This window comes from Micromonospora marincola, assembly GCF_056150385.1.
The window spans coordinates 1-1483 of record NZ_JAXCFT010000044.1; the positions used below are offsets into that span (position 1 = coordinate 1).

Here is a 1483-nt window from a genome sequence, read left to right on the forward strand (position 1 = left end):
CACCGCCACCATCACCGCCGCCCACCTCGGCCACCACGCACACGCCGCACTGCACGCGGCCGGCCGCGAGACGGTCTGGACCACCACCACACCCGCCGGACGACACACCGACCTGCCCACGTACCCCTTCCAACGCCAGCCCTACTGGCTGCGCCCGGCCGCCACCGGCACCGCCGCGAGCCTCGGCCTGGCCACCGCCGACCACCCGCTGCTCGGCGCCGCCGCCGAGCTCGCCGACGGCGGCGGACTCCTCTACACCGGGCGGATCGGGCTGCAGAGCCATCCGTGGCTGGCCGGACACGCCGTGCACGGCACCGTCCTGCTGCCCGCCACCGCGCTCGCCGACCTGGTGCTGCACGTGGCCGACGAGGTCGGCGCGCCGCACCTCGACGAGTTGATCCTTGAGGCGCCGCTGACGCTGCCCGCCCGGGGCGCCGTCCAGGTTCAGGTGCGGGTCGGGACGACCCAGGGCGACCAGCGGCCGGTGTCGGTGCACTCCCGGCCGGCCGGCGCCGACGAGAACGAGGGGTGGATCCGCCACGCCTCCGGCACGGTGAGCGCCACGCCGCCCGGGTCGGCAGCCGGCTTCGCCTGGCCGCCGCCAGGCGAGCCGGTGGACGTCGACGGCCTCTACCCGCGCCTGGCCGCCGTCGGTGTGGAGTACGGCCCGGAGTTCCGGGGCCTGCGCGCCGCCTGGCGCGACGGCGACACCGTGTACGCGGAGATCGCGCTCAGCGATGACGCCGACCCGACCGGGTTCGGCCTGCACCCGGCGCTGTTCGACGCGGCGCTGCACGCCGCCGCCCTCACCTACGACGACGTACGGCTGCCGTTCGCCCTGCGCGGCGTGACGCTGCACGCCGCCGGCGCGTCGGTGCTGCGGGCCCGGTTGGTGGTCGCCGCCGACGAGCTGTCGCTGGACCTGATCGACGTCGCCGGCCTGCCGGTCGCGTCCGTCGCGGCCCTGGCGTTGCGCCAGGTCTCGCCGGAACAGCTCGCTGCCGCAGGTGATCCGACCAGGCGCGGGCTGTACCGGACGCACTGGATCCCGGTGCCGGTGGGTGAACCCGCGGCCGGGGACGCCGTGGAGGTGGTGGAGGCCACCGTGGACGGCGACGATCCGGCCGGTCACCTGGCCGCCGCACGTGCGCTGACGCTTGTGCAGGACCGCCTGGCGGCGGACCGGCCGACGGACGGCCGCCTGGTGATCGTCACCCGGGGCGCGGTCGCGGCCCGTCCCGGCGACCCGGTCGACGGCCTGCCCTCGGCCGGGGTCTGGGGTCTGGTCCGCGCCGCGCAGTCCGAACACCCGGGTCTCTTCCAGCTCGTGGATCTCGGCCCCGACCCGGCGGACGCGGCGGCGTTGAGCGCGGCGATCGCCACAGGTGAGCCGCAGTTGGCCGTCCGGGACGGGGCGGCCTACGCACCGCGCCTGACCCGGACGACGGACGCGCCAGTGCTGACCGCCCCCGACGGACCCTGG

Annotated in this window: 1 protein-coding gene; it reads left to right on the forward strand. The window is 76.7% G+C overall.

Annotated features, from left to right (window positions below):
* Positions 1-1483: polyketide synthase dehydratase domain-containing protein (locus SM450_RS30965; RefSeq protein WP_474623316.1), on the forward strand; the 1483-nt coding region annotated here is incomplete at both ends.